Origin of the sequence: Campylobacter vulpis (assembly GCF_014217995.1) — a bacterium.
GTDB classification, from domain to species: domain Bacteria; phylum Campylobacterota; class Campylobacteria; order Campylobacterales; family Campylobacteraceae; genus Campylobacter_D; species Campylobacter_D vulpis.
The window spans coordinates 464,721-486,579 of sequence record NZ_CP041617.1; the positions used below are offsets into that span (position 1 = coordinate 464,721).

The following is a 21,859-nucleotide window of genomic DNA, read 5'->3' on the forward strand; positions in this document are numbered from 1 at the left end:
TCGCTAAAATTTGGCATTTGAAAGGATAAAAATGTATGATTTTTTCAAACCCTTACTTTTTAAGCTAGACCCTGAAAATGCACATAGTTTAGTAGAGCATTCATTAAGAGCTTTAAATGCCGTTTTTCCGGGAGCTTTGAGTTTTTTAGCTTATAAATACATCGTTGATAATGAAATTTTAAGACAAAAATTATTAGGACTGGAATTTAATAATCCCGTAGGCTTGGCGGGTGGCTTTGATAAAAACGCCACGATGATACGCCCTTTAAGCACGCTTGGTTTTGGTTTTTTGGAATTTGGCACTTTCACTCCAAAAGCACAAGAGGGTAATGAAAAGCCCAGACTTTTTCGTCTAATTGAGCAAGAAAGCATACAAAATGCTATGGGTTTTAATAATCAAGGTGCAGATATAATTTCTAAAAGAATGACACAAAATTATCCCTTTGTTCTGCCCCTTGGAGCAAATATCGGCAAAAATAAGCTTACAAGTAATGAAAATGCTCTAAATGACTATTTTACCTTGCTTAGAAGCTTTAAGGATTTGTGTGATTATTTCATCATCAATATTTCTTCACCCAATACTAAAAATTTAAGAGACTTGCAAAATGAGGAATTTTTAAGCGTTTTATTAAAAGAGGCTAGAGCAATTACAAAGAAGCCTATATTGATAAAAATTGCACCTGATATGGATTTAAAAGAGGCTTTAAGTCTTTGTGAGAGTGCGATTGAAAAAGGCGTGAGTGGCTTTATTGTAGCAAATACAAGCACAGATTATAGTCTACTTAGTAATAACCGCACTTTTGGCGGCATTAGCGGTAGGCTCATTACGCAAAAAAGCGGAGAATTCTTTCACGCTCTTTCAAAAGAGCTTTTTGGCAAAACCTTACTTATAGCAAGTGGGGGGATAGATAGTGCGGAGGTGGCTTATGATAGGATTAAAAAGGGAGCGAATTTGGTGCAGGTTTTTACGGGATTGATTTTTAAAGGTCCAAGTTTGATTAAAGACATTAATGAAGGCTTAATAGAGCTTTTGAAAAAAGATGGTTTTTACCATCTTAGTGAGGCGGTTGGAGTGGAGTTAAAATGATAAGTTATGAAAAAAAGGTTTTAAAGAATAAGCTTGAAATTTACGCTTTTCCTGTCAATAAAAATAGCGGAGTCATTAGCGTAGATATTTTTTATAAAGTTGGCTCACGCAATGAAACTATGGGAAAAAGCGGCATAGCACATATGCTTGAACATCTTAATTTTAAAAGCACAAAGAATTTGCGTGCTGGGGAATTTGATGCAATTGTTAAAGGTTTTGGCGGCGTGGATAATGCTAGCACGGGCTTTGATTATACACATTATTATATTAAATGTGCTAAGGATAATTTAGATAAGGCTTTAGCTTTATTTGCTGAACTTATGCAAAATTTAAGCTTAAAAGATGAGGAATTTCAGCCTGAAAGGCAGGTGGTTTTAGAGGAGAGGCGTTGGCGAACGGATAATAATCCACTTGGTTATTTGTATTTTAGGCTTTATAATCACGCTTTTTTATATCACCCTTATCACTGGACTCCCATAGGTTTTTATAAAGACATTGAAAATTGGGACATTGGGGACATTAAAGCCTTTCATAAAAGCTTTTATCAACCACAAAATGCAATTTTGCTTGTAAGTGGCGATGTGGAGACGCGTGAGCTTTTCAAAAAGGCTAGTAAGCATTTTGAGGGCATTAAAAATACGGGTAAAATTCCAAAAATTCACACCAAAGAGCCAAAGCAAGACGGCGCAAGACGAGCGGAAATTTTTAAAGAGACTCAAACAGAGCTTTTAGCCTTAGCTTTTAAAATTCCAAATTTCAAGCATAAAGACATTCCAGCTTTAAATGCTTTGGCTGAGCTTTTAGGAAGTGGTAAGAGTGCAATTTTAAGCGAAATTTTGGTGGATAAATTAAGCCTTGTGAATGAATTTTACGCTTTTGTAAATGATAGTGTTGATGAGAATTTGTTCATTTTCATTGCAAATTGTAATCCGGGCGTAAAGGCTGAAAAGGTGGAGAAAAAACTCCTTGATATTTTGCACTTTCTCAAGCAGGGTAAAATTTCAAAAAGATCCTTACAAAGAGTGAAAAATAATACAAGAAGTGATTTTATCTTTTCTTTAAATAATGCGAGTTCCTTGGCTAACATTTATGGAAGTTATTTGGCAAGAGGAGATTTAAGTCCTTTATTAAATTACGAAAAAAATATAGCCACCCTTGAAGTTGAAGATTTGATTAAAGTAGCCTCAAAGTATTTTGTAAAAGAAAATTCAACAACTTTAATTTTAAGAAAGGAAAATAATGGATAAAAATTGCATTATAGGAGCGATGAGCGCACTCATCACGCCTTTTAAAAATGGAAAATTAGACGAGCAAGGCTATGCTAAACTTATCAAAAGACAAATTCAAAATGGAATTGATGCTGTTGTTCCTGTGGGGACAACCGGAGAAAGTGCGACCTTAACGCACGAAGAGCATAGGACTTGCATAGAAATTGCTGTGGATATTTGCAAAGGCTCTAAAGTTAAGGTCTTAGCAGGAGCTGGGAGTAATGCCACTCACGAGGCGGTGGGTTTAGCGCAATTTGCACAAAAATGCGGAGCGGACGGAATTTTAAGCGTTACGCCTTATTATAACAAGCCTACGCAAGAGGGGCTTTACCAGCATTATAAAGCCATAGCTTCAAGCGTGGAAATCCCCGTGCTTTTATATAATGTCCCAGGACGCACAAGCTGTGAGATCGCTACGGACACGGCGATTAGACTTTTTAGAGACTGTGAAAATATTTACGGCATTAAAGAGGCAAGTGGGAATATTGATAAATGTGTGGATTTACTTGCACACGAACCGCGTCTTGTTTTGATTTCTGGTGATGATGCGATTAATTATCCCATACTTTCAAACGGCGGCAAGGGCATTATTTCAGTCAGTTCAAATTTGCTTCCTGACAGACTAAGTGAGCTAACTAAAAAGGCTTTAAATGAAGATTATAAAGCGGCTAAGAAAATTAACGATGAGCTTTATAATATTAACAAAATTCTTTTTTGTGAAAGCAATCCTATCCCGATAAAAGCGGCGATGTTTATTGCAGGTTTGATTGAAAATTTAGAATTTAGACTTCCACTTTGCCCTCCTAGTAAGGAAAATTTTGCTAAAATAGAAGCCGTGATGAAAAATTATGAAATTAAAGGATTTTAATGGATAAGGAATTTCAAGGAAAAACTTTAGTTATTAGCGGTGGGACGAGGGGCATTGGTAAGGCTATTGTTTATGAATTTGCTAAAATGGGTGTAAATATCGCTTTTACTTATAATTCTAACGCCCAAATTGCTGAGGATATGGTAAAAGATTTAGAGCAAAAGTATAAAATCAAGGCAAGAGCATATGAGTTTAATATTTTAGAGCCTGAAACTTATAAGGAGCTTTTTGAAAAGATTGATGTGGATTTTGAACGCATTGATTTTTTCATCTCAAATGCAATTATTTCAGGGCGTGCTGTTGTGGGGGGTTATACGAAATTTATGAAGTTAAAGCCTAGAGGGATTAATAATATTTTTACAGCCACAGTTAATGCCTTTGTCGTGGGTTCGCAAGAAGCCGCTAAAAGAATGGAAAAGGTGGGTGGAGGAAGTATTGTTTCTATTTCATCAACGGGAAATTTGGTGCATATAGAAAATTATGCAGGACATGGCACAGCAAAAGCGGCGGTGGAAGCTATGGCAAGATACGCTGCCACAGAGCTTGGAGATAAAAATATACGCGTGAATGTTGTCAGTGGAGGACCCATTGAAACAGACGCTTTAAGGGCTTTTACAAATTACGAAGAAGTAAAACAAGCAACTATTAATCTAAGCCCCTTAAATCGTATGGGGCAGCCTGAAGATTTGGCAGGGGCTTGTTTGTTTCTTTGTTCAAATAAGGCGAGTTGGGTTACAGGACATACCTTCATCGTTGATGGAGGCACGACTTTCAAATAAGGCTTAAAAAGCCTTATTGATTGTTTTTTAGCACCTCAAAGACTGCTTTAGAGATTTTCTCCACAGAGCTTAACTCACATCTTTCATCTGTTGAATGAGGATTATAAATATTTGGACCTATGGAGGCACACATAAGAGGAAATTTTTTCTCTATAATGCCACATTCAAGCCCTGCGTGAATAGCTGAAATTTTGACATTTTCAACAAAGAGGCTAAGAGCGTTAAAAACTTCTTTGCTAAAAGCATTTTCCTTGCCCTCCCAAGGTGGATAAAAATTATAGCTTTCAACTTCAAAACCATAGCTTTTAAAAAATTCTAAGCTTTCAAATTCTATATTTTCAAGCTCATCGAGGGCATTTGAGCGTGCAAAAAGCTCAAAAATAATTTTGTTTTCTTGCATTTTTAAAAGAGAAAGATTAATGCTTGTTCGCACAATGTTAAGTTTGGTGTCATAATTTCTAACGCCATTAGAAAAGGCATTGATTACACTTAGTAAAAGTGTGCCCTGCTCACATATTTGCACCTCTTGCTCTCCCTTAAAAGTGCATTTTACCCACTCATTTTCTTTTAGTTCTTTTTCACAGATAATTAAGGCTTTAGCGTGTTTTGGTATGGAGTTAATCCTCTCTCCACCCTCAAAAGAGATGATTTTGCCCTCATTTTGCGTGATGAATTTTGCCATTTCCTTCAAAGCATTTTTATGATTTTTGATAATATCAATGCCAGAATGCCCACCCTTGCAATTTCTAGCTTCAAGCTCATAAACTTTTCCATACGCTTTTTGTGTGCTAAAGCTTTGACTTGCTCTAATATCCACACCCCCAGCACAACCTATCATAATTTCATTTTCGCCCTCGTGGTCTAAATTGAGAAGTTTTTTAGCTTTAAGTTCGCATTCTAAGCCATTTGCGCCCAAAAGTCCAACCTCTTCATCATTTGTAAAAAGGCATTCTAAATGAGAAAATCGCCTCATCGCCTCCATCATAATCGCCACACCTATGCCATTATCTGCTCCTAAAGAGGCATTTTTAGCCCTTAAAAAGCCATTTTCCTCGTAAAGCTCAAGTTTAGGTGCATCGCCCATACAAACCATATCATAATGACTTTGCAAACAAATTTTTGGCTCTCCTTTAATGCAGTGGATATTACCCACTTTGTCAATTTGCACTTTAAAACCGCATTCTTTAGCATAACTTGCTAAAAAATTTTTTAATTCTTCTGTTTCAAAACTACAATGAGGAATTGTGCAGATTTTTTTAAAATTTTCGATAACCTCTTGCATATTTACTCCTTAATTTTGTTAAAATTATGCCATTATTTTTTGTTTTTAGGGTAAATTTTGAGAGTTAATTTAAGGCAAATTTCAAATTTAAGAAAACTTGCAAGTAGTCCTAAGAAATTATTTTTAGTTTTAATTTTTGTATTATTCGCACTTTTTTTACAAAATTTTACTCAAAATGATGAAAGCTTTGAGGCTAAGGTTGTAAGGGTGATTGATGGGGATACTTTAGATATTTTAAGTGTTAGAGGGCAAGAAAGAGTGCGAATTTATGGCATTGATGCCCCTGAACTGGGGCAGGAATTTGGACCCCAATCAAAAGCTTATTTGCAACAGCTTGTTTTAAATCAAAAACTTACAATTTTTTATAAAGATAAAGATAGATATGATAGAATAGTCGCTCGTATCACTCGAAGAGAGGAAGATGTAGGGAAGCGTTTGGTGAGTGAGGGCTATGCTTGGGCTTATTGGGCTAAGAATTATGAGCTAGAGCAAATGAAAGCTAAAGAACAAAAAAAGGGTCTTTGGAGAGCTAAAAATCCTAAAGAGCCATCTAAATGGCGTAAGGCAAATCGATAAGGATAAAAATGAAACGATGCATTATAATTTTAGGCGTAATTTGTAATTTGACAGGCTGTTTTGTCAATGAAAGAGGCATTTCTAACCGCTACTATGATGACTGCAAGGAATATTATGACGCAAGTGGGACATATCATAAAGAATGTCCCAAAAATTGGGTTGATGTGCCTATGACTCCAGAGTCATTTTCCCATTGAGGCAAGTAGGGAGGCTGCCATAGCTTCTGGATTGATGTTAGAGGCTGGAGTTTGTTGTGGAGCTTCTTCTTGCTTGACGGCTTGAGTCGGTGGGCGTTTAAGCTTGAAGATGTGTTCATCTGTGCAAATGATTTGTATGCTTGTTTCAAATACTTTGATTTCTTTAACTCTACCTACAACTTTAACGCTTCTTTTTTTTGAGCTTTCGTCAAAAAGAGCGTGTGCTTCTAATTCTAATATATCACCCATCTTTAAAGGAGCGTAAAAATAGGACTTTGAGCTTATGAGAACGGAAAATTCCTTATTAACAGCTGCTTGTGCGACATAATTTGCCGCAGCAAAAATAAAGGCATCCATAATTAATCCCTGCTCGTCTATAATCATTTCTGAATTTGTGATGAGCACAGATTTAGCATAATTTTTCGATAAAGCAGTAATAGTCCCTACCAAAGAATTATTTGCATCAGGGCAACTTACAAGCTCCGTTTTAATGCGTGCCATATCCTCTTGAGATACAAATTCTTCTAGCTGAGTTCCCTCATCAAAATTGTCTTTTTTCATAGCAAACCTTTCTAAATTACTATATCGACTAAAAAAGTTTTTTTTTAATATGCTTTTGTTTTAAATTTAGGGATTTGTTGTAAGATAGTGTTTGGAAGGAGTTTTAGATGAAAAAAATTATTTTTGTATGTTTGGGGAATATTTGTCGCTCTCCTATGGCTGAATTTGTAATGAAAGATTTACTAGAAAAAGAGGGTAGGAAGGGTGAATTTGAAATAACAAGTGCAGGTACTTCAGGGGAGCATAATGGCGAAAGTATGCATCAAGGCACGAAAAATAAGCTTAATGCTAAAAATATCAAAGCCAAGAATTTCATCAGTAAAAAATTAACGCAAAAAATGTGTGATGAAAGTGAGATGATTATCGTTATGGATAATATGAATTTGCAAAATGTGAAGTGTTTTTATCAAAATGTTGAATTGAAACTCAAAAAAATGACAGATTTTGCCAAGGATTTAGGCTATGATGAAGTGCCTGATCCTTGGTATAGTGGCGATTTTGACGAAACCTATCATATCGTTTTGCACGCTTGTAGGAATTTAATCAAGGAGCTTTAATTCTCCTTGAAAAGTTTGGAGGCTAGATGAGTTGCCTTACTTTCATCATTTTCTTTTTGTATGGTTTTGTAAATTTTACTCACAATTTCTTCTAGGGTTTGTTGCGAGTCGATGATTTTATCATTTTCTTTTGGGAGGACTTTGTGATACTCTCCATCTTCTTTAAGCTCGTAGGTTAGGGCATTGTCATTAAGCTCTAGCTTTAAAAATTGTGCAAGTTTGGTTTTAGAACGCTCATCATAAATAGGCGTCATAAGCTCTAGTCTTCTTTCCAAATTTCTAGGCATCCAGTCTGCACTCGAGATGAAATAATTTGGACTACTATGCTTAAAATAAAAAATTCTAGCATGCTCTAAATACTTGCCTACTATACTTCTTACGCGTATATTTTTGCTATATTCCATTTGGGGGCGAAGGCAGCAAATTCCACGCACGATTAAGTCAATTTGCACTCCTTTGCAAGAGGCTTCATATAAGGCACCGATGACATCAGCATCAACTAAAGAATTCATTTTGGCAATGATAACTCCCTCACTTCCTTTTTCACTTTCAAGCCTTATCATTTTTAAAACTTGCTCCTTGATTTGATTAGGACTCATTGCAAGGCTTTCTAGGCGGCGATTTTTACTAAATCCTGAAAGTATGTGAAAAAAGCTTGTTGTATCCTTAGCAAATTCCGTTCTTGAAGTAAAATAGCTCACATCGGTGTAAATTTTTGCACTTGAGGCATTATAATTTCCCGTGCTAAGATGCATATAAAATTTAAGCCTATCTCCATTTTTTCGAATCACTTGAGAAACTTTAGCATGCACCTTAAAACCTGTGATTCCATAAATAACATGTGCACCAGCATTTTCTAGGGCTTTAGCCCAGTGAAGATTATTTTCTTCATCAAATCTTGCTTTTAGCTCGACCATTACAGTAACTTGCTTACCCTCACTAGCGGCGTCTATGAGAGCTTGAACAATGTTTGAGTTTTTTTCCACCCTATAAAGCGTGATTCTTATGGAAATCACATCAGGATCATCACTTGCTTCTTTTATAAATTTATAGACAGGATCAAAACTTTCAAAGGGCTGGATAATTAAAACATCTTCTTTATCGATCGCTTCAAAAATGGATAAATTTTCATCAAAAGGTGGCAGAGTTTTTGGCGTGTAAAGAGGACTTAAAAGATGTGCAAAAGCCTTGTTTCCCACTATTTGCCAAAGGGACGGGAGATTAAGCAAGGTGGAGTATTCATACACATCTTTATGAAAAATTTTTGTGTGAGTGTGAAGAAATTCTAAAATTTGCGCATCGGCGTTTTCTTCGATTTGAAGACGCACAAAAGCCCCTTTTCTACGTAGTTTAAGTCCCTGTTCTAAAATAAGCATAAAATCATCAGCTTCTTCTTCCTCTATGATAATGTCGGCATTTCTTGTAACCCTAAAGGCAGTTGAAGCGAGAAGTTTAAAGCCAGGAAAAATCTCTTCGGCATGTTGTTTGACTATGCTTTCTATGGGGACATAGGTGTTGGAATTGACCTCATAAAAGCGAGGTAAAATTCTAGGAATGCGTATCATACCAAATTTAACCAACTCAGGATTAGACTTATCACAAATTTTAACCGCTAAAGAAAAAGAAAGATTGTTAAGGTGTGGAAAGGGGTGAGTCGCATCCACAGCGATAGGCACGATAACGGGGAAAATATTTGAGAAAAAATATTCATCACATTTAGCTTTTAACTCACTACCAAGTTCTTCGTAGGATTTGATAAAGACATTTTCGCTTGAAAGCTCATTGATAATTTGATGAAAATATTTTTCCAAAAGCTTTTTTTCTTCGTGTAGATATTTACGAATTTCTTTAAGCTGAGTTAAAGGAGACATTTCATCGCTGCTACTTGCATTTACCCCTGCACTAAAAAGCTGCTTAAGTCCTGCAACTCTTATCATATAAAATTCATCTAAATTTGTGCAGTAAATGGCTATAAACTTAAGCCTTTCAAGCACGGGTAAATCTCTACTACACTGGTCTAAAACACGGGAATTAAAGCGAAGCCAAGAAAGCTCCCTATTTAAAAACATACTAGGTTGAGTTTGCACAGGCAGTCCTTTTTTCCTTGTATTTTAGCATTTTTTATTAATATTTAGTCAATTTTTAGTTAATAGCAAAAGTTTCGCAAAGCTTTTCAAATTTCTTATAATAATGCCAAGAATTGACTAAATTTGGGTGATTTTGCTTAAAATATTTTAACTCCTCATCACACATTTGTTTAAATTTCAAACTAATGTCTTTGTGTTTTTTAAGATATTCTAAAACATCTTTTTCTTTTAAGATTTTCTCCTCCGCTTCTTTTGTAACCCTAATAATTTCTGCGATAAATTCACTCAAATATGCCTTAATTTTTGCATAAAATTCTTTATCGATGCGTTTTAAATCCTCCTTTTTTACATACACTCCCAAATTCTTAGAAATGGGGTCTTGACTTAATTCTTTAAAGATATTTTTATGATCTTCATTAGGCTCTGTATTGACATTAATGATAAAAACAAAGCTATTTTCCCTATCAAGTGGCGTTTCTTCCACACTTTTTTCAAGGCTAAAAATAGGGTCTTTCTCATTAGCATACAGCACTAAAGGTAAAATATAACGCAAATAACCCTTAAATTCATAGTTTTGAAAATATGTTTTATTTTTAGGTGGATTAAAATTAAACTTAGTTGCTAATCTCTCCATCGTTTCAAGGGCATTATGGGGCAGAATTTCCTCACAATCAATAGGCGTGATATTGCGAAAAAAGGGCAGAATTTTCGTGCTAGTGAAAGAGTTTTCAAGGTCCTTAAAATCGATATTTAACTCCATATCTTTGTGTGTGATGTGCCTAATGTAGTCTCTAAAATCGTGGCTAAGATTAAATTCATGATTAAAATTTATAATATGCTTATCCCAGTTACGCCCTACACAGTGCTTTAAAATACCTATGCTATCCCTTGTGCCAATGATTACGGGCGTATCTTTACCTAATAAATGACAAAATTTTTCCAAATCTTTAATGTTAAATTCGCTAATATTTACTCCATAGTATTGGTATTTCCCTTCGCTTATATCGATGAAATTTTGGATATAGCGTTCTTTTGAATCAAGGGGCATATTCCAAGAGGGATTGCAAAAAAGATCGCAAAAAAAGAGATAGCTAACAAAAGCCGCCGCTCCCACTCCGTGAGGTGAGATATAAATGAATTTGAGGCGTTCACCCCCCCCCCCCCCCAGCAATGTTAAGAGGCAAATTTAAATTCCACGCTAAATTCGCACAATACCTTGAAGATTCAAGTTCTAAAAATTTAGGATTTAAAAGCGGAGGAAAAGGCTCTTGCAAATGTTCTTTTTCAAATTCCTCACTATGAAGCCACGCGCTAATGGCGTTAATATTTTCTAAAACAAAACGAGAAAATTCCTCATCATTAGCTTTTTGAAGGGCGTCTAGTAAAATTCCAGCTTGTTTGGATTTGAAGGTTGAGAGTAAATTTTGCATTTTAGTCCTTAAAACCTAGTGCGTTTAAGATAAGTTTTATCTTTTCATCTGCTCCATTTAGCTCACTATTATCTATCACCAAATGTGCCTTTGGTGTGTCAAATGCTATATCCACGCCCACGACATTTTGAATTTCTCCGCTTAAAGCCCCGCTATAAAGCCCCTTTTTATCGCGTCTTTTTAGCTCTTCAAAATCACATTTAACATAAATTTCAAAATAATTTTTTAAATTTTTGCGGTTAAATTTATAAATTTCCTCCCACATCGAAATGGCACTGACAATGACTAGCATATTTTGCTCACTTAAAAAATGTGCAAATCTAGAACGCTTAAAAGAAACCTCAAGCCTTGAAGACTTGTCGTAGCCAAAATGCCCTAAAAGCTCTCTTAATTCATCGCCGTCTAAATAAATGACATTGCGAAGTTTTGTGCGTAATTTTTCGCAAAGTGCCTCCGCTAAAAAGCTTTTCCCACTTCCTGCTAAACCGCTAAACCAAATCACCCCACCTTTTTCTAATTTTTCCATTTTAATCCTTACAAATTTGCTATGCTTTTTTTAAAGCATTCGCCCCTTTCTAAATAGGAGCTAAACTGGTCCAAACTCGCACAAGCAGGGCTTAGAAGTGCCACTTCGCCCACTTTAAGCTTTTTTGAAATTTCTTTCACAGCCCTCGGTAAAAATTCACATTTTGTAGCGTTTAATTTAAATCTTTTTGCATAAGTTATCATTTTTTCACAGCTTACACCTATGGCGTAAAGTTCGATATCTAAACCCTGCATAAAGGCAAATAAGTCGCTTAAATCCACTCCCTTATCATCACCGCCTATGATGAGATGGATTTTTTGAAATTGATAGCGTTTAAGTGCCTCCATAACCGCTGCTTGGTTTGTGGCTTTAGTGTCATTGACCCAGAGTCTATTTTGTGCATCAAAAAACTCTTCAAGCTTGTTTTTTTCCATTACGAAGCTATTTAAAAGCTCATAACTTAGGCTATCAAGCAAAATTTTTTCTATGCTTAAAGCAAGGAGTGTGTCAAGTAAAAAGGGAGCCTTGAAAGAAATTTGGGTTAAATCAATCTCCATTTTTTTCGCTAAGTCAAATTCATCTTCATAGCTTATAATATGGGCTTTTGTGGGAGTGTTTTCATACATTTTTGGCAAAATGGCGACATTATTTTCATTCATTCTTTCTAAAACGCTAAGTTTTGCTTTGACATATTTTTCAAAACTTCCGTGCCACGATAAATGGTCATTGCTTATGGGTAAAAGTGCGTAAATTTCAGGCTTTGCAATTTTAGTGTAGTGTAGGGTAAAAGATGAGGTTTCTAAAATCCAAATTTTTGCAAAAGGATCAAGCAAAGCTAAGGGTGTGCCGACATTTCCGCCCATTTGTGAGCTTATTTTTGCAAGTAAGTGTTGGCTCATTTGCGTGGTGGTGGTTTTGCCATTTGTTCCACTTATCCATACGCTTTTAGGCATAATATCATAAAAAAAATCATACTCACTTTGTAAATTTCTTGCTTTTTTAATTAGGCTGTGTGTGGGAGGAAAGCCTGGACTTGGGATTTCAAGCTCACTTTTTTCAGGCTCAAAAGCACTCACAGGTAAAAGCTCATTGCCAAATTCATCAAGGTTTTTTTCTTTAAAATCATCATCATAAATGCTAAAAGTTCCCATTTTTTGCGCTAAAGTTTGAGCGATAGCCTTTGTCGTTTTTCCATATCCAAAAAGTGATTTTTTCATTTTATATCTTTATAATCAAACTTAAAAGCATAAATTCTAATTAATTTTTTTAAATCAATTATAAAAAACCTTGAAATTTACTAACTTTTTAAATACAATTTGAAAATTTGAATTTAAAAAGGATAAAAAATGATGAAAAACTGCTTATTAGCTTTATTTGCACTTTTGATTTTTGCAGGTTGTTCGGCAAAGCAAGATACTTTCGCTCAAGTTAATCAAATCTCTAAAAACACTAAATGTTATCCTTGTGATAGTGCGCAGGGTTTTGAAGCAAAGATTAAGGGACTTTTATACATTAGCGATATGGGGATAAATTGCTGTGCGGATAAAAGGACACTTGATACGGGCGTGGCTTTGAAAAAAGTGTATTTGCACCGCTTTTATGATTTAAAAGAAGAGCAAAAGGTGGTTTATATCAAAAATCAAAAATACTACATCGATTTAAATTTCAATGCCATTTTCTATACTTATCTTAGACAGGAGCTTGAAGCAAGAGGTATTATGGTGCTTGATGGCAATGATAAAAACTCTCCTTATGTAACTAAGGTTGATTTGTCCTTTATGCAATTTGCATCTAAGCAAGATAGTTTAGGACTTCACTCAAGATTAGTTGGCGTGATGAGTTTAAATGATATTAATCGCAATAAAAAATTCACCCTAAGAACCAAGCAAGATGTGCAAGGCTTTGAAAATTTGAGCGACTTATCCTTTTATACACATTTACTTATTAAACAAATGGCAAATAAAGCTGCGAGTTTAATTTCTTCTCTGTGAGGTGCATTAGCTGCCATTCTTTCACTCTTCTAGCTTTTTGCGATAGCTGTTTAAAAGAGCTAAGTGAGCAAAGTTGGGGAGTGAGAAAATTAGAAAATGACTTTAAAGTTTATTATTTTTATAAATATAGTGAAATCAAGCATTTACTTCACTCCAAACATCAGTTTTATGGTTATTTTGTTTTTAAATTTCTTGCAAAATTGAGTTTTGCAAAATTTTATCAAATTTTTAAACCTCAAACTAAAATTAATGCTATTGCTCTTGATGATAGGGTGGAAAAAGGACTTTATTCTCACGCAGCTATTTTAGCTAAGGCTTTAAAATCTCCTTTTATTCAGCCACTTTTTCACGCCTTACAAGCACAAAATAAGATTAAATATAGTGGAAAAAGCTTAGATTTTAGACGCAAAAATAAAAGAAATTTTAAGCTTTTAAAAGAAATTAAATATCCTGTGATTTTAGTCGATGATATTGTAACAACTGGCTCTAGCATACTTGAAGCTAAAGAAATTTTAGAAAAAAACAAAATTTCTGTGCTTTTTGCTTTAGTTTTAGCTGATGCGAAAGATTAATTTGCTACAATAATTTTTTTATAACAAAAGGAATTTTATGGAAAATCTTTTTAACAAAGACTCCGATACTCAAATTATCGATATTGAGGATTCTATTAAGAGTAGCTATTTAGATTATTCTATGAGCGTGATTATTGGGCGTGCTTTGCCTGATGCTAGAGACGGCTTAAAGCCTGTGCATAGACGCATACTTTATGCGATGAATGATTTGGGCGTGGGAAGCCGTAGTGCCTATAAGAAATCTGCACGTATCGTGGGCGATGTTATCGGTAAATATCACCCACACGGCGATACGGCTGTTTATGACGCTCTTGTGAGAATGGCTCAAAGCTTTTCTATGCGTTATCCAAGTGTTGATGGGCAGGGGAATTTTGGCTCGATTGACGGAGATGGTGCGGCGGCTATGCGTTATACAGAAGCTCGAATGACCATTTTAGCGGAGGAGCTTTTAAGGGATATTGATAAGGACACGGTGGATTTTGTTCCAAATTACGATGATTCTATGCAAGAACCTGATGTTTTACCAAGTCGTGTCCCAAATTTACTTTTAAACGGCTCAAGTGGGATTGCTGTGGGTATGGCGACAAATATCCCTCCGCATAGTCTTAATGAGCTTGTTGATGGACTTTTGCATTTGCTAGATAATAAAGAAGCAAGTTTGGAAGAGCTAATGCAATTTATCAAAGGACCTGATTTCCCAACGGCTGGGATTATTTATGGTAAAAAGGGCATTATTGACGCTTATCGCACGGGTAGAGGTAGGGTAAAAATCCGTGCTAAAACGCATATTGAAAAAAGAGCAAATAAGGACATCATTGTCATTGATGAGTTGCCTTATCAAACCAATAAAGCGAGATTGATAGAGCAAATTGCCGAGCTTGTGAAAGAAAAGCAAATTGAGGGCATTGCTGAAGTGCGTGATGAGAGTGATAGGGAGGGAATTCGCGTTGTGATTGAGCTTAAACGCGATGCGATGAGTGAAATTGTGCTAAATAATCTTTTTAAATCTACCACTATGGAAAGCACTTTTGGTGTGATTATGTTAGCTATTCATAATAAAGAACCGAAAATTTTCTCACTAATTGAGCTTTTAAATTTATTTTTAACGCACAGAAAAACAGTTATTATAAGACGCACCATTTATGAACTTCAAAAGGCTAGAGCTAGGGCACACATTTTAGAAGGGCTTAAAATCGCCTTAGATAATATAGACGAAGTGATAGCTTTAATCAAAAATAGTGCGGATAATAACGCTGCTCGTGAGGGTTTAGTGGCGAAATTTGGCTTAAGTGAACTTCAAGCAAATGCCATTTTAGATATGAAACTTGGGCGTTTAACGGGGCTTGAGCGTGAAAAGATAGAAAATGAATTGGCAGATTTACTTAAAGAGATTGCAAGACTTGATGAAATTTTAAAAAGCGAAGCCTTGCTTGAGGATTTAATCCGCGAGGAGTTAAAGGAAATTAGGGCTAAATTTGATGTGCCGCGTATTACGCAGATTGAAGATGATTATGATGATATTGATGTGGAAGATTTGATTCCTAATGAAAATATGGTCGTTACCATTACGCACCGCGGATACATTAAAAGAGTGCCAAGTAAGCAGTATGAAAAGCAAAAGCGTGGTGGCAAGGGTAAGCTTGCGGTTACGACTTATGATGATGACTTTATTGAGAGCTTTTTTACGGCAAACACGCACGATACGCTAATGTTTGTGACTGATAAGGGGCAACTCTACTGGCTAAAGGTTTATAAAATCCCTGAAGGCTCACGCACAGCTAAAGGCAAGGCTGTGGTTAATCTCATTAATCTTCAAGCAGAAGAAAAGATTATGGCGATTATCCCTACTACGGATTTTGATGAAAGTAAATCTTTATGTTTCTTTACAAAAAATGGTATAGTCAAACGCACAAATTTAAGCGAATATCAAAATATACGCAGTGTGGGTGTAAGAGCGATTAATTTGGACGAAAATGACGAGCTTGTAACGGCTATTATCGTAGAAAGAGATTTAATCGAGCTAAGTCAAGCCTCACAAGATGAAAATTTAAGCGAAGAGGCAAGTGAAGAAAATTTAGAAAATGTTGGCGGTAAAATGCTCTTTGCTGTTACCAAAAAAGGTATGTGTATCAAATTCCCGCTTGCTAAAGTGCGTGAAATCGGTCGTGTAAGTCGTGGGGTAACGGCGATTAAATTTAAAGAAAAAAATGACGAGCTAGTCGGTGCGGTCGTCATAGAAAATGACGAGCAAGAAGTCTTAAGCGTGAGTGCAAAAGGCATAGGCAAACGCACAAATGCTGGGGAGTATAGACTTCAAAGTCGCGGCGGTAAGGGTGTGATTTGTATGAAGCTAACCGATAAGACTAAAGAGCTTATTAGCGTAGTGATTGTCGATGAGAGTATGGATTTGATGGCACTTACAAGTAGTGGCAAAATGATACGCGTAGATATGCATAGTATAAGAAAAGCGGGTCGTAATACTAGTGGCGTGATTGTCGTAAATGTCGAAAATGATGAGGTGGTTAGTATCGCAAAATGTCCTAAGCAAAGCGAAGAAGAGGACATTGAAGAAGATGTTAATCTAAGTTTAGAATAAGACTTGGAACGCTTATTGCTTTCTTAGGATATATTACAATATTTTGAAGGTGTAAATATGAAAAATTTGTTTTTTATGCTCCTTGTAGCAGCAATTTTTGGTGGCTGTGTCCCAAGTGCAACAAGCACTGCGAAGACTAACAAAACCGCAGATACGAGTGGTGGAAGTTCTGATGTGGTTGTGCAAAAGGTCGATAAAGACGATGTGCGTGATATCATTAGGGAAGAAAAAATGCTCGCCCCTTATGATGCAAGCGAGAGTGAATTAAGTTTTACGGCGGTTGGTGAAGGCATTGCTCCCTTAAATACGGTTTCTTCTGCACAAGCTCTGGCTTTAGCCAAAAGAGCGGCGATTACAGATGGTTATAGACAGCTTGCTAGTAAGCTTTATGGTGTGAAAGTCAATGGTAAAGACACAGTTAAAGATGCTATGTTAAGAAGCTCAACTATCACAGCACAGGTTAATGGACTTATCAAAAATGCTAGTATTATTGATGAGAATTTTAATCAAGGACTTTATAGAGTAAATTTAGAACTTAAAATCGATGCAGACAAGTGGAAAGAGTTGTTTGCTTATTAATCTTTCTTAGCTTAAAATGCTTTGCCTTAGAAGAATTTATCTTTTGGGCAGAGCTTTCAAGCAAAGACTTCGTTCTCTTTCATCAAAGTCAAAATATCTCCTTAGCAATGACTAAAAGTAAGAATAGATCAAGTGAGTATGCTTGTGAAATTCCTTATAATGAAAAAGATTTAAAAACCTTACCAAGAAATGCACTAGGACTTATAGAAGTGCCGAAAATGACACAACTTGCTTTTTTAAACGCACATAAAGACGAGTTAAGCGAGTGTTTTATAGGGGCGAAAATCAGCGTTAAAGATATAGTAAAAGCGGACTTGCTTAAGGCAAAAAGTGAAACTTATGTGAAAATTTTACCCCTGCGTTTTAGTGTTGATTTTGGTGAGAATTCAGCCTTGATTTACTATCTTAAAAAGAAAGATTAAGATAAAGAATAAAATAAATCTTGCTATTTTTGAAGCACAAGTTCTTTTGAAAAATGCTTTTTTGTGTGAATTTTGGCGTTTTCTCCCATTGTTTTTCTTAAATTTTCATCACGCATTAAAGCTTGAAGTTTATCGGCGTAATCTTTTAAATTTTCATCTTCGATTAAAAAACCACTTTTATCATTTTCTATAATATCACTTAATCCAGCAATGTCAAAAGCCACGCTAGGCAACGCATAAGAGGCACTTTCTATCAACACCATACCAAAGCCTTCCTGATAACTTCCCATAACATAAATGCTAGCACCCAAATACTCTTTTTCAACATCGTTAGTAAAGCCTTTGATGATGATAGTGTCATTTAGATTTAGCTTATTGATTTTATCTTGCATCGCTTCTTTTAGCACCCTATCCCCTACAAAAACCAAATTCCATTCTCTAAATTTAGCTTCTTCTTGCACCTTTTTCCAAATATCAATCAGTCTTAAAACCCCCTTTTCTTTTGAAAAACGCCCTAAGTATAAAACGACTTTTTGGCTAGTATCTGTGCTTTGGAGGGGAAGTTGCGGGATAAAATTTGGAATATAAATGGTATGCTTATGTTTATTTTCAAAAAATTGTTTTTGTTGTTGATTGAGAGTAATGATAAAATCAAAATGATTAAATTTTTTCGAATATTTTGTTCGTGTAATGTGAGATAAATATAAATAATGCGTATTTTTATTTTTAAAAAGTGCATAATGAGGGATATTATTATAAATTATAACATCAGCTTCTTTACATTCTAACTTTAAAAGATAATCCTCATAAAATCTATAAATGAGTTTATAAAATACCCCTCTAGTTTGCGTTTTTTTAGTATGTAAAAAGCGAAGTGTAATTTTATCATCAAGCAAAAAGGCGGGTTTCACCCCCCCCCCCCCTCACTATAAAGGCTTAAAATTTCTACTTTGTAATATTGACAAAAAGCATTAGCTAGATTGCTAACAACTCTTTCAACACCCCGGTAGTGATATCACCTATTAGCAAGATGATTTTCATTGTTCCTTCCAAGAAATTTTTTTATTTTTGATAGTGTTTAGATAAAGTTGATGATTTTCATCTAGGCAGGCTTTATCGTTTTCTTTATGATAAAGATGATAGGCTAAAGCCTTAAATTTAAGTCTTCTAAATTCCCCACCCTTAAATAAAAATCTCGCAACAAATTCACTATCTTCTCTACCCCAGCCACTAAATTTTTCATTAAAGCCACAAATGGCGTCAAAATCACTCTTAAAAAAGCTCATATTGCAACTACGAACACCCTTAATAAAGTCTTTTTTGTCAAAAAAATCTGCCCTAATTTTAGAAAAGTGATAATAAATTTTTGACAAAATAAAGCTTCTTTTAAGCTTATCACACGACCCTCCCCTTAGTATGTTTTGACTCTTAGTTGCATTTAAAATCACTCTTGAGCCTTGCAATAAAACACCCTTTTTCGCAAAATCTAAGTGGTCTTTGATGAAATTTTCTTCTAAAACCATATCTCCGTCTATGATGATGATATACTCACTTATTACCTTTTTAGCGGCATTATTACGACTTTTTGCAGCTCTAAAGCCCTTATCTTCTTGCCAAATGTGTTTTAGGGGCATACTAAATTTGTTTTGAAATTCTTTAATTAAATTTGCCGTTTCTTCCGTGCTTCCATCATCGGCGATTAAAATTTCATTTGGCATAGTGTTTTGTTTCATCACGCTTTCAAGCACGGCTTTTAGGTAGGTGGGGCTATTATAGGTAGTGATGATTAAGGCAATGCTAGGTTTTTTATTTTGAAACTCATAAAGTTTAGCATATTTAAAAAAGGCTCCAAGCCCATTACAAAGACTAATGATAAAGCCCTTATAGCCATAAAAAATGCCTTTTTTGAAAAAATAATCCCTATGAAATTTCCACACTCCGTGCGTAATTGCTTTAAGCATAGAGCTTTTTTTGTGTAAATTTTGCTGGGCGTAAAGCTGGGAGTAGCGTTGGCATTTTTCAAGCAAGTCGTAAATTCCGTTATAAGCATAATGTCTAAGGGCGTTTTTAAGATAAATTTTTTCTGCATTTGGAGGCAAAATAAGGCTTTCATGGACTAAGTTATCATTAAATTTTGTGTAGTTTTTGTGAAACAAACGCAAAACGAAATCAGGATACCAGCCACAAGCCTTAATCCACTCTCCGCGGTATAAATTTTTCCTAGCAAAGGCTACGATGTGATGCGTTTTTAAATCAAGCTTTTCAAGCTCTTTTAAGGCTTCATATTCTAGCACTTCATCAGCATCAATGCTAAAAATCCACTCCTTTGTTGCATAGCTAATCGCCCTATTTTTAAGCGCTCCAAAGCCTATAAATTCACTTTGCTCTATGCGTATGTTAGAAAAGTCTTTTGCGAAGTCTTTTGCGATTTGAAGTGTATCATCATCGCTTTGATTATCTAAAAGCACAATCTCACCAAATTCTTTTAGGGAATTTAAGCATTTTTTTAGCGTTTTAGTGGCATTTTTGACGATTAAAACCGCACTAATTTCTTTAAGATTCATTTTTATCCTTTGTAAATGTTAGCATCAAAGCTACGAAAACGCTTATGAAAGAAAAAATACTCATCAGGCTTAAATTTTATCATATCCTCCACGCATTTTGCTTGATAATGCGTTAGCTCCTCTATGCTTTTTAATGTAGCGTCCATAGCTTCAAAGCATTTGATGTGAAAAATTCCAGCCTTTTGATAGATAAAAGCGGGGATTATTAGGGCATTTGTTTTTTTTGCTATGACACTTGCTCCCATTTGATAATTCACCTCTTTACCAAAAAACTCAAGCCTTAAGCTTTCATTTAACGCGCAATCTTGGTCTGTGAGTATGCCTAAAGTGCGGCGATTTTTGAGGGCTTTGAGCATTTTTTTAAGTCCGCCTTTTTTATCAATAAGCTCGATGTCAAATTGCGTTCTATTTTTGCTTAAAATTTTATCCATAGCTTTGCTATCAAGCCCCCGTCCTACTATGGACATTTTACCAAATTTCGCAGCAAAGGCTAAAGAAGAAAGCTCCCAGTTACCATAATGTGCTGTGGTTAAGATAAGGGCTTTTTGACTTTTTAAAGCCTGTGTTAAAATTTCTTCATTGTCAAAATGCACTTTTTGAAGAATTTTTTCTTTTGTAGCATTGCGGTTTTTAATGCAATCTAAGCCAAATTTGGCGAAATTTTGATAGATTTTTAAGGCGATTTGCTCTCTTTCTTTTACATCTTTTTCGGGGAAGCAAAGTTGAAGATTGATGTCGATGATTTTACGATGTTTTTGATTAAGATGAAAGATAATTTTAGCGACTAGTAAGGCTAATTTTTGCAGAACAAATTCGGGCAAAGTCGCCATTAAAAATTGAAGCAAATAGTATAAAAAAAGATAAAGCTTATCTCTCATCTAAAAGATCCTTAGCGAGGGAAAAAATATCTTCTTCATCAATATTTCTAATGCAAAAATCGCTTTTATCGATATGCTTAACATTGGCAATTTTTTTATGGATACTTATGGTTTTATTAATATCCGTAACAAAAGCATTGCGGTAATGTGGAGTTGCCCCAAAAATCGTAATGGAGGGTTTATTCATCGCAAAGGCTAGATGTGTGGGTCCGCTGTCATTTCCTATCACTAGGCTTGAAAGTTGAGTGAGGGCGATGAGTTCTTTAAGACTTAATTTATCGAGCAAAATAAGGTTTTCTTTGTCGATTTTACTAAGAGAAAGCACTCTTTTGGCTAAAATTTTCTCCTTTTCGTTCCCCCAAGTAAGATAAATTTTAAGTCTTTCATCATAATGAAGCAAAAGTTTGCAAAGTATAGCCAGTTTTGTCATAGGATAAATTTTATTTTGCACACTTGAGCCTACATGAATTAAAATGTTTTTTTCGCCTAAATTAAACCTTTGTTTTAAAGAGTTTTTAAGCTCTTCATCGGCTTTAAAAATGGGCTGCTTAAAATAAATATCCTTTGGCTCAAAGGGTGCATTAAGCATAAAAGCTGCTAAGGCGAGATAACGCACAAAGACATTTTCTGCGTAGTCAATGCTAAGTTTTTGATTATAAAAATTATGTGCAAAACTTTCTTTAAGGCTGTCTTTGTCAAAGCCAAAATTATTGAGGCTTAAAATGCGACTAACTAGAGCAGATTTAATTAAGCCTTGCAGGTCCAAAACAAAATCATAGTGGTTTTTCCTAGCTTCAAAGGCGATTTTAAGACTGGAGAAAAATTTCTTATTTTTTAAGGGTAGGGCGTAAAGTTTGTCGATGTGGGGGTGATTTTCTAAAATTTCTTTAAATCTCTCATCGATAAACCAGTGAATTTCAATGTCTTGACGAAATTTTTTGATAAATTGTAAAACAATGGCACTTTGTATGATGTCTCCAAGTGCAGAGAGGCGGACAATTGCTATTTTCATTTAAACCTAGTTTTAATTTTTTTGTTA

General features: G+C 35.2%; 23 protein-coding genes. 12 read left to right on the forward strand and 11 right to left on the reverse strand.

The annotated features are described in order from the left end of the window. Nucleotides 1–31: 31 nt before the first annotated feature. The 4 genes from CVULP_RS02370 to CVULP_RS02385 are packed head-to-tail and all read left to right on the forward strand — an operon-like array spanning nucleotide 32 to nucleotide 4,002. Nucleotides 32–1,087, forward strand: a complete 1,056-nt coding sequence (locus CVULP_RS02370; protein WP_099507096.1) for a quinone-dependent dihydroorotate dehydrogenase — start codon at nucleotides 32–34, stop codon at nucleotides 1,085–1,087. Further along, on the forward strand, nucleotides 1,084–2,334 hold the full coding sequence (locus tag CVULP_RS02375; RefSeq protein ID WP_099507095.1) for a M16 family metallopeptidase: 1,251 nt from the start codon (nucleotides 1,084–1,086) through the stop codon (nucleotides 2,332–2,334). The genes CVULP_RS02370 and CVULP_RS02375 overlap by 4 nt, the downstream gene beginning before the upstream one ends. Further along, nucleotides 2,327–3,223 (forward strand): 4-hydroxy-tetrahydrodipicolinate synthase, encoded by an 897-nt coding sequence (dapA, locus tag CVULP_RS02380; protein WP_099461391.1) that lies wholly within the window; start codon nucleotides 2,327–2,329, stop codon nucleotides 3,221–3,223. The genes CVULP_RS02375 and dapA overlap by 8 nt, the downstream gene beginning before the upstream one ends. Further along, complete coding sequence (locus tag CVULP_RS02385) at nucleotides 3,223–4,002, forward strand: enoyl-ACP reductase (RefSeq protein WP_099507094.1); 780 nt, start codon at nucleotides 3,223–3,225, stop codon at nucleotides 4,000–4,002. Before dapA ends, CVULP_RS02385 begins: the two co-directional genes overlap by 1 nt. Nucleotides 4,003–4,015: 13 nt before the next feature. Here CVULP_RS02385 and CVULP_RS02390 read toward each other — a convergent pair whose 3' ends face one another. Further along, nucleotides 4,016–5,284 (reverse strand): M20/M25/M40 family metallo-hydrolase, encoded by a 1,269-nt coding sequence (locus CVULP_RS02390; protein WP_099507093.1) that lies wholly within the window; start codon nucleotides 5,282–5,284, stop codon nucleotides 4,016–4,018. Between the two features lie 57 nt (nucleotides 5,285–5,341). Between CVULP_RS02390 and CVULP_RS02395 the strand changes: the two genes are divergently transcribed. Together CVULP_RS02395 and CVULP_RS02400 are read left to right on the forward strand one after the other, a co-directional pair. After that, complete coding sequence (locus tag CVULP_RS02395) at nucleotides 5,342–5,860, forward strand: thermonuclease family protein (protein ID WP_099507092.1); 519 nt, start codon at nucleotides 5,342–5,344, stop codon at nucleotides 5,858–5,860. A gap of 8 nt (nucleotides 5,861–5,868) precedes the next feature. Beyond that, nucleotides 5,869–6,057, forward strand: coding sequence for a hypothetical protein (locus CVULP_RS02400; RefSeq protein WP_099461395.1), 189 nt, complete (start codon nucleotides 5,869–5,871; stop codon nucleotides 6,055–6,057). On the opposite strand, the gene CVULP_RS02405 is transcribed toward CVULP_RS02400, so the two are convergent. Further along, the gene (locus tag CVULP_RS02405; RefSeq protein WP_099507091.1) at nucleotides 6,043–6,618 is read right to left on the reverse strand and encodes a hypothetical protein; all 576 of its coding nucleotides are present in this window, start codon (nucleotides 6,616–6,618) and stop codon (nucleotides 6,043–6,045) included. The genes CVULP_RS02400 and CVULP_RS02405 overlap by 15 nt on opposite strands. Before the next feature lie 107 nt (nucleotides 6,619–6,725). Here CVULP_RS02405 and CVULP_RS02410 point away from each other — a divergent pair, with 107 nt between their 5' ends. Beyond that, a complete protein-coding gene (locus CVULP_RS02410; RefSeq protein WP_099507090.1) occupies nucleotides 6,726–7,175 on the forward strand; it encodes a low molecular weight protein-tyrosine-phosphatase in 450 nt (149 codons plus the stop codon). Here the strand turns inward: CVULP_RS02410 and CVULP_RS02415 are convergent. The 5 genes from CVULP_RS02415 to murD form a co-directional block, all read right to left on the reverse strand. Further along, nucleotides 7,172–9,262, reverse strand: a complete 2,091-nt coding sequence (locus CVULP_RS02415; protein ID WP_099461398.1) for an RNA degradosome polyphosphate kinase — start codon at nucleotides 9,260–9,262, stop codon at nucleotides 7,172–7,174. The two genes, CVULP_RS02410 and CVULP_RS02415, sit on opposite strands and share 4 nt — an antisense overlap. Before the next feature lie 55 nt (nucleotides 9,263–9,317). Further along, complete coding sequence (locus CVULP_RS02420; protein WP_213315886.1) at nucleotides 9,318–10,310, reverse strand: DUF2972 domain-containing protein; 993 nt, start codon at nucleotides 10,308–10,310, stop codon at nucleotides 9,318–9,320. 100 nt (nucleotides 10,311–10,410) lie between these two features. Then, on the reverse strand, nucleotides 10,411–10,692 hold the full coding sequence (locus CVULP_RS02425) for a hypothetical protein (protein WP_213273145.1): 282 nt from the start codon (nucleotides 10,690–10,692) through the stop codon (nucleotides 10,411–10,413). A gap of 1 nt (nucleotide 10,693) precedes the next feature. Beyond that, nucleotides 10,694–11,218: an adenylyl-sulfate kinase gene (locus CVULP_RS02430; protein WP_099507331.1), complete on the reverse strand. Its 525-nt coding sequence runs from the start codon at nucleotides 11,216–11,218 to the stop codon at nucleotides 10,694–10,696. An 8-nt stretch (nucleotides 11,219–11,226) separates the two neighbouring features. Next, complete coding sequence (gene murD, locus CVULP_RS02435; RefSeq protein WP_099507332.1) at nucleotides 11,227–12,435, reverse strand: UDP-N-acetylmuramoyl-L-alanine--D-glutamate ligase; 1,209 nt, start codon at nucleotides 12,433–12,435, stop codon at nucleotides 11,227–11,229. A gap of 129 nt (nucleotides 12,436–12,564) precedes the next feature. Here murD and mapA point away from each other — a divergent pair, with 129 nt between their 5' ends. The 5 genes from mapA to CVULP_RS02460 are packed head-to-tail and all read left to right on the forward strand — an operon-like array spanning nucleotide 12,565 to nucleotide 17,378. Then, complete coding sequence (gene mapA, locus CVULP_RS02440) at nucleotides 12,565–13,209, forward strand: outer membrane lipoprotein MapA (RefSeq protein ID WP_099507333.1); 645 nt, start codon at nucleotides 12,565–12,567, stop codon at nucleotides 13,207–13,209. Continuing rightward, on the forward strand, nucleotides 13,206–13,781 hold the full coding sequence (locus CVULP_RS02445) for a ComF family protein (RefSeq protein WP_099460993.1): 576 nt from the start codon (nucleotides 13,206–13,208) through the stop codon (nucleotides 13,779–13,781). Before mapA ends, CVULP_RS02445 begins: the two co-directional genes overlap by 4 nt. Nucleotides 13,782–13,818: 37 nt before the next feature. Beyond that, nucleotides 13,819–16,377 carry a DNA gyrase subunit A gene (gene gyrA, locus CVULP_RS02450; RefSeq protein ID WP_099507334.1) on the forward strand — a complete coding sequence of 853 codons (2,559 nt, stop codon included), beginning with the start codon at nucleotides 13,819–13,821 and terminating at the stop codon, nucleotides 16,375–16,377. 57 nt (nucleotides 16,378–16,434) lie between these two features. Next, nucleotides 16,435–16,956 (forward strand): flagellar assembly lipoprotein FlgP, encoded by a 522-nt coding sequence (gene flgP, locus CVULP_RS02455; RefSeq protein ID WP_004275808.1) that lies wholly within the window; start codon nucleotides 16,435–16,437, stop codon nucleotides 16,954–16,956. Beyond that, complete coding sequence (locus CVULP_RS02460; RefSeq protein ID WP_099460996.1) at nucleotides 16,932–17,378, forward strand: hypothetical protein; 447 nt, start codon at nucleotides 16,932–16,934, stop codon at nucleotides 17,376–17,378. Before flgP ends, CVULP_RS02460 begins: the two co-directional genes overlap by 25 nt. A gap of 23 nt (nucleotides 17,379–17,401) precedes the next feature. Here the strand turns inward: CVULP_RS02460 and CVULP_RS02465 are convergent, their stop codons facing one another. The 4 genes from CVULP_RS02465 to waaC all read right to left on the reverse strand — a co-directional run bounded on the left by CVULP_RS02465 (nucleotide 17,402) and on the right by waaC (nucleotide 21,832). After that, nucleotides 17,402–18,289: a glycosyltransferase gene (locus tag CVULP_RS02465; protein ID WP_213276696.1), complete on the reverse strand. Its 888-nt coding sequence runs from the start codon at nucleotides 18,287–18,289 to the stop codon at nucleotides 17,402–17,404. A 126-nt stretch (nucleotides 18,290–18,415) separates the two neighbouring features. Continuing rightward, nucleotides 18,416–19,942: a glycosyltransferase family 2 protein gene (locus CVULP_RS02470; protein WP_099507413.1), complete on the reverse strand. Its 1,527-nt coding sequence runs from the start codon at nucleotides 19,940–19,942 to the stop codon at nucleotides 18,416–18,418. Nucleotides 19,943–19,944: 2 nt separating this feature from the next. Beyond that, nucleotides 19,945–20,820, reverse strand: coding sequence for a lipid A biosynthesis lauroyl acyltransferase (locus tag CVULP_RS02475; RefSeq protein ID WP_099507414.1), 876 nt, complete (start codon nucleotides 20,818–20,820; stop codon nucleotides 19,945–19,947). After that, nucleotides 20,810–21,832, reverse strand: a complete 1,023-nt coding sequence (gene waaC / locus CVULP_RS02480; RefSeq protein ID WP_099507415.1) for a lipopolysaccharide heptosyltransferase I — start codon at nucleotides 21,830–21,832, stop codon at nucleotides 20,810–20,812. Before waaC ends, CVULP_RS02475 begins: the two co-directional genes overlap by 11 nt. Nucleotides 21,833–21,859: the final 27 nt, after the last annotated feature.

Excerpts from the sequence above, each read along its gene's own strand:
- CVULP_RS02370 (WP_099507096.1), top strand. The coding sequence starts at position 32 with ATGTATGATTTTTTCAAACCCTTACTTTTTAAGCTAGACCCTGAAAAT.
- CVULP_RS02375 (WP_099507095.1), top strand. The coding sequence starts at position 1,084 with ATGATAAGTTATGAAAAAAAGGTTTTAAAGAATAAGCTTGAAATTTAC.
- dapA (WP_099461391.1), top strand. The coding sequence starts at position 2,327 with ATGGATAAAAATTGCATTATAGGAGCGATGAGCGCACTCATCACGCCT.
- CVULP_RS02385 (WP_099507094.1), top strand. The coding sequence starts at position 3,223 with ATGGATAAGGAATTTCAAGGAAAAACTTTAGTTATTAGCGGTGGGACG.
- CVULP_RS02390 (WP_099507093.1), bottom strand. The coding sequence starts at position 5,284 with ATGCAAGAGGTTATCGAAAATTTTAAAAAAATCTGCACAATTCCTCAT.
- CVULP_RS02400 (WP_099461395.1), top strand. The coding sequence starts at position 5,869 with ATGAAACGATGCATTATAATTTTAGGCGTAATTTGTAATTTGACAGGC.
- CVULP_RS02405 (WP_099507091.1), bottom strand. The coding sequence starts at position 6,618 with ATGAAAAAAGACAATTTTGATGAGGGAACTCAGCTAGAAGAATTTGTA.
- CVULP_RS02410 (WP_099507090.1), top strand. The coding sequence starts at position 6,726 with ATGAAAAAAATTATTTTTGTATGTTTGGGGAATATTTGTCGCTCTCCT.
- CVULP_RS02420 (WP_213315886.1), bottom strand. The coding sequence starts at position 10,310 with ATGCCCCTTGATTCAAAAGAACGCTATATCCAAAATTTCATCGATATA.
- CVULP_RS02425 (WP_213273145.1), bottom strand. The coding sequence starts at position 10,692 with ATGCAAAATTTACTCTCAACCTTCAAATCCAAACAAGCTGGAATTTTA.
- CVULP_RS02430 (WP_099507331.1), bottom strand. The coding sequence starts at position 11,218 with ATGGAAAAATTAGAAAAAGGTGGGGTGATTTGGTTTAGCGGTTTAGCA.
- murD (WP_099507332.1), bottom strand. The coding sequence starts at position 12,435 with ATGAAAAAATCACTTTTTGGATATGGAAAAACGACAAAGGCTATCGCT.
- mapA (WP_099507333.1), top strand. The coding sequence starts at position 12,565 with ATGATGAAAAACTGCTTATTAGCTTTATTTGCACTTTTGATTTTTGCA.
- gyrA (WP_099507334.1), top strand. The coding sequence starts at position 13,819 with ATGGAAAATCTTTTTAACAAAGACTCCGATACTCAAATTATCGATATT.
- flgP (WP_004275808.1), top strand. The coding sequence starts at position 16,435 with ATGAAAAATTTGTTTTTTATGCTCCTTGTAGCAGCAATTTTTGGTGGC.
- CVULP_RS02470 (WP_099507413.1), bottom strand. The coding sequence starts at position 19,942 with ATGAATCTTAAAGAAATTAGTGCGGTTTTAATCGTCAAAAATGCCACT.
- CVULP_RS02475 (WP_099507414.1), bottom strand. The coding sequence starts at position 20,820 with ATGAGAGATAAGCTTTATCTTTTTTTATACTATTTGCTTCAATTTTTA.
- waaC (WP_099507415.1), bottom strand. The coding sequence starts at position 21,832 with ATGAAAATAGCAATTGTCCGCCTCTCTGCACTTGGAGACATCATACAA.